General features: G+C 36.3%; 5 protein-coding genes and 1 pseudogene. 5 read left to right on the forward strand and 1 reads right to left on the reverse strand.

Annotation, left to right across the window (positions count from 1 at the left end):
* Positions 1–250 precede the first annotated feature (250 nt).
* From O9324_RS25420 to O9324_RS25430, 3 genes are all read left to right on the forward strand, one after another.
* Positions 251–835, forward strand: a complete 585-nt coding sequence (locus O9324_RS25420) for a Uma2 family endonuclease (RefSeq protein ID WP_012265908.1) — start codon at positions 251–253, stop codon at positions 833–835.
* Between the two features lie 61 nt (positions 836–896).
* A complete protein-coding gene (locus O9324_RS25425; protein WP_125730298.1) occupies positions 897–1,322 on the forward strand; it encodes a hypothetical protein in 426 nt (141 codons plus the stop codon).
* Positions 1,322–1,969 (forward strand): phospholipase A2 family protein, encoded by a 648-nt coding sequence (locus O9324_RS25430; RefSeq protein ID WP_287697820.1) that lies wholly within the window; start codon positions 1,322–1,324, stop codon positions 1,967–1,969. The genes O9324_RS25425 and O9324_RS25430 overlap by 1 nt, the downstream gene beginning before the upstream one ends.
* On the opposite strand, the pseudogene tnpA reads toward O9324_RS25430, so the two are convergent.
* Positions 1,944–2,213, reverse strand: a pseudogene (gene tnpA / locus O9324_RS25435) (IS200/IS605 family transposase); the annotation flags it as partial. The gene O9324_RS25430 and the pseudogene tnpA sit on opposite strands and share 26 nt — an antisense overlap.
* 92 nt (positions 2,214–2,305) lie before the next feature.
* Between tnpA and O9324_RS25440 the strand changes: the two are divergent.
* Together O9324_RS25440 and O9324_RS25445 are read left to right on the forward strand one after the other, a co-directional pair.
* Positions 2,306–3,073, forward strand: a complete 768-nt coding sequence (locus tag O9324_RS25440; protein ID WP_288141655.1) for a hypothetical protein — start codon at positions 2,306–2,308, stop codon at positions 3,071–3,073.
* Between the two features lie 48 nt (positions 3,074–3,121).
* The gene (locus O9324_RS25445) at positions 3,122–4,360 is read left to right on the forward strand and encodes a DNA cytosine methyltransferase (protein ID WP_288141656.1); all 1,239 of its coding nucleotides are present in this window, start codon (positions 3,122–3,124) and stop codon (positions 4,358–4,360) included.
* Positions 4,361–4,731 lie beyond the last annotated feature (371 nt).

The following is a 4,731-nucleotide window of genomic DNA, read 5'->3' on the forward strand; positions in this document are numbered from 1 at the left end:
AGAAAATTCCCTAAGCTCCCTCTCTGTCCAGCAATGCTCTAAAGTTGATAAATATCAATCTAACAAAAACTCAAAGCCTTACTATACAAGCTTTACAAGCATGAGTTGTTAATAATTTTGCATAACAGGTTTGGTAGAGTCTCGTTTATTTTTGTCCAGGTACTTATTTTCTATCAAGATGTCGAGAGAACAAAAAAATGTTTGGTAAATTGTTAAAATATTATCAAAGCTAATAAAGGAGTAATTTCTCATGATTGCCATTAAAGAAAACTTTCCCCAACTTACTCCAGAAGAATACTTTGCTTGGGAAGAAAAGCAACTAGAAAAACACGAACTGATCGATGGTCAAGTGTACACTATGAGCGGCGGCAGCAAAAACCATAGTCTCATCTCAGTTAGATTTATTACCCTGTTTTCCAACCACCTTGAAAGCACTGGCTGTGAAGTAGGTAACTCAGATCTGAGAGTCAACATTGTCGAAACAACTAACTACACTTATCCTGATGTTAGCGTAACCTGCGACGATCACGATAAAACTACAACCCAATACATTACTTATCCTTGTCTCATTGTTGAAGTTCTTTCACCTAGTACCGAGTCCTATGATAGAGGTGGCAAATTTAGAATGTACCGCAAAAATCTAGTTTTACAAGATTATTTATTAGTGAGTTCCACCAGCATCGAAATGGATTTATATCACAAAAATGATGCTGGTGAATGGCTCATTATTAACTACCAAGAAGGCGATACCGTAGAACTCAAAAGCATTAATCTAAGTTTTCCGATTGAACAAGTCTATCGCAACCTCGACCTTACCCCAGAAACAACACCTTGAAATTGAAAAATCTTGTTAATAAGTTGGAAGCAATCTATCTATCTATACTAGGGAGTAAAGTATGCTCAAAAAATCATTATCTATGACTATCACCATAGCTACTTTATTGGTAGTATTATGGCAAACTGAGGGTGCAACCCAATCGTCTGGAAGAGAGATTGCCTGTAGCCAGATAATCAATGATTTCAAAGACGGCACTCTGACAACAAAATGGAACAATGGTCGCACCCATAGAGAGAAAGTTTTTTTTACTGCGGGTACGAATGGAGTTTATTTAAACTGGGAAAACTCACAGGATAGGTTTCTCATCAAAACCAATGGTTCGGCTTTTGAACTTGTAAGAGGTCAAAACTGGCAAACTTACAGGGGTACTCGTCGTGCAACTGACATACCAGGAGTCAATATCGAGCGATCTGCTTATTCCTACCCTGATCAAGTTGCTGGAACTTTCCTTTTAAGGTTGTCGTATAGTAGGCGTGTACCTTGATGAAAACAACGTTAAGCCGTTCAGTAATGAAATCAGAATTTGGCAAATTAACTAGCAGGATGGCATTAATGTCTATCTCAAATTGTGTGACTTTTCTCTTTATTTCAACTAGCTTTCTGCTACTAATAGAACCAGTAAAAGCACAAGATTGCGGTAGCAAAAATGGCATTAGCATCCCTTGCTGGGATGATTTTAAGGACTCTGATGAAGGCAGTGAATCACTCCCTTTTTACCCCTATGCCAAAAGACCTAATGGTTGCAGTATTCCGGGTGGAAGACCGGGAGAATATGATAACTTTGGTAGCCTTGGCTACGACTTCAGTTTTAGAGAACCTTGCAATAACCACGATCGCTGTTACTATACTTTAGGCACAGATGCCAATGATTGTAACACCAGATATAGAGCAGAACTTTTTCAGGTTTGTCATAATGGGGCATCACAACCCCTAAAACCCCAAGATTTTTTCACGGGTGGCGCATCAAGGGCTGCTGTTATCGAAAACTGTCTGACTCGTGCTGATTTTATGTCACAAGCAGTTTTTGCAGTACAACACAGGTATCATACAGAGGCACAAAATGCGCAAGCGGATTATCGAAAATTTGGGTTAAAACCCCGTCCTTTTAGGACGGCTTTTCCTGATTTTTAATGTAGCACTTAAGAACTTCCAGTGACGCACCTCCTACAGAAGAGACAAAATAACTGGGCGACCAAAGAGCATCTTTTCCGTACGGCTTAGGATAACCAGCTTGTCCATATCTACGACTAGAGACTCCTTTTAAAGAATTGACCATTACAGAAATAGCTAGTTTCGGTGGGTATTCAATCAATGCGTGTATATGATCAGACTCCCCGTTAAATTCCAATATCTGAAAATTCAGGTTCTTCCGAACTTACATACTATTTGTTGACATTACCACCGGCGGCAATTAAATTAATAGTTTTAAGCAAAAAGTAAACAATCCCAACCCAGCAACTAAATCTAATGAGCTATCGCCATAACTTGACCCAATTATTAGAAGAAATTAATTTACAGAAACCTTCGATCAAAATTCCTACCTTTGTTACTCATGACTTGGTAGATACTTATCAAATTTGTCGTCTAATTGATGATTTCATTTTTGAATATTTTCAAGAAAATAGAAAAACAGACACAGACATTGCAGACAATAGGGATCAAAAAATCGATGATGCTTTGGATGAGTTCCAGTCTAAAGTAGTTGAAAAAATCCTGAAAGAAAAACAGGATTTTAAAAATATATCTCTCAAAAAGAAGAAAGTATTTAAAAAAATTTTTGAGTTTGCTCAATGTGAAAACTTGTACTTATCGAATAAATATGTCAATCTTATCTCGGAAAGTCTAGGTCATACTTTAGAAGAAATTGCTTCTATTAGTTCACAGGTTTTTGTACCAGAAAAAATTCTAAATTTTAAAATCAAAGGTGTGGATTTAGTAGTTTTTAATCAAGGAATAATCAAATACACTCAATTAAAAACTAAAAAAGATACTCTTACTGGTAGCCAGAGTGATCGGAGTATCAATGAATTAAAAATACATCCTAACTCAGTTTTTGCCGCTGCTTTAGATATGGGCAATTCTTGGACAATTAGCAAAACCAAAGCTAAAGAGAATAATATTGAGCTATTAGCAGGGCAAGCTTTTTGGTCAATGTTGGACTTAGATTATGAAACTATCCTGAATAAGTTAAAGATGACAGTCAGGAAAATCGAAAAAAAACTTTATCAAGTTTAGCTACTTTGATGTATAATAGAGAGGTAGATAAGTTGCTAATTATTGGTTATGACTCAGGTAAATCTACAAAAAGCCGCTAATATTCTCGGTGTAACTACCGCAGAAATACTAACATGGCAAAAGAAAAAATTAATCAAAGGTCAGAAAATTAATCAAGTTGATTGGCTATTTGATCTCGAGCAATTAACCAATCTTAAAAATAACCAATTCCCTGGAGAATTGAAAATCTTACAAACTGTTGAGCCAACTAATTACACAGTTATTGAATTATTTGCTGGTTGTGGTGGTATGGCTTTAGGTTTAGAAAATGCGGGACTAAAAACGCAATTACTGGTGGAAATCAACCAAGATTGTGTTAATACTTTAAGACTTAATCGACCGCAATGGAATGTTATAAATCAAGACATAAAAAAGATTAAATTTTCCAATTTTAGAGACAAAATAGATATTGTAGCTGGAGGTTTTCCCTGCCAACCTTTTAGTTATGCTGGGTTAGGAAAAGGATTAGAAGATTTGAGAGGAAGCCTATTTTTTGAATTTGCTCGTTGTTTACAGGAAGTGCAACCTAAAATCGCTATAGCCGAAAATGTTCGAGGATTATTAAGCAATAAAAAAGGAGAAACTCTGCAATTAATGCTGGAAGCTTTACAGGAAATCGGTTATTATGCTGCTTATCAAGTTTTATCGGCTCAATTTCTCGATGTTCCCCAAAAAAGAGAAAGATTAATTATTATCGCCACCCGTCAAGACCTAAATATTAAACCCATCTTTCCCCAATATAAAAACTATACTATTTCTCTGAAAAAAGCCCTAGAGAATTGTCCAAGTTCTCCGGGAGTAGAATATAAAGAAAGAAAAAAAGAGATTATGTCCTTAGTTCCCGCAGGAGGAAATTGGCGGAATTTGCCGATGGATATTCAAAAAGAATATATGAAAAATAGTCTTAAAAATCACGGCGGACGGACAGGATATGCTAAAAGATTATCTTGGGATGAACCAGCTTTAACTATTACCTGTAGTCCGGCACAAACCCAAACAGAAAGATGCCATCCCCAAGAAACTCGTCCTTTGACTGTGAGAGAATATGCACGAGTGCAGTCCTTTCCCGATGATTGGCAATTTACCGGTAATTTAACCTCTCAATATCGACAGATTGGTAACGCGGTTCCCGTGAATATGGCCTATCATCTTGGTGGCTGTTTAATTAATATGTTGCAAGGGGATTATCTGGGGGAAACACAGCCAAAAACTGAACAGTTAAGCATTCCGGGGTTAGAAGTGAATTAATTTTGACTAAAAGTAAATAGGGTTTGCGGCAAAAAGTTATTGAAAAGTACAGGTCTCTTAATCAATGATTTCACTTAGCTACAAGCATAAGCTTTAGTTGTTAATTAATTCCTAAGTTATAACTTATCGTAATCATTGACCGAGAAAAAGTGCTGTTTTTCCATTTCAGACATAAAAAAGCCCAAAAAACCTGCCTCAACAGGTTAGAAAGATTCATGACTAAAAAAGTAATAGACATCTCCAAAAATTTATAAGTCAGTCACAGCAAGGAAGAGAGGCAGATTAGACCAAGAGTCAAAATTAGCTCTCAAAACCGATTAATCAGGGTTTAAAGAGACAAAATCCAATTTTGACGGAAAACTATGGCTAAT

It is taken from the genome of Microcystis sp. LE19-84.1B, from assembly GCF_027531875.1.
GTDB classification, from domain to species: domain Bacteria; phylum Cyanobacteriota; class Cyanobacteriia; order Cyanobacteriales; family Microcystaceae; genus Microcystis; species Microcystis panniformis.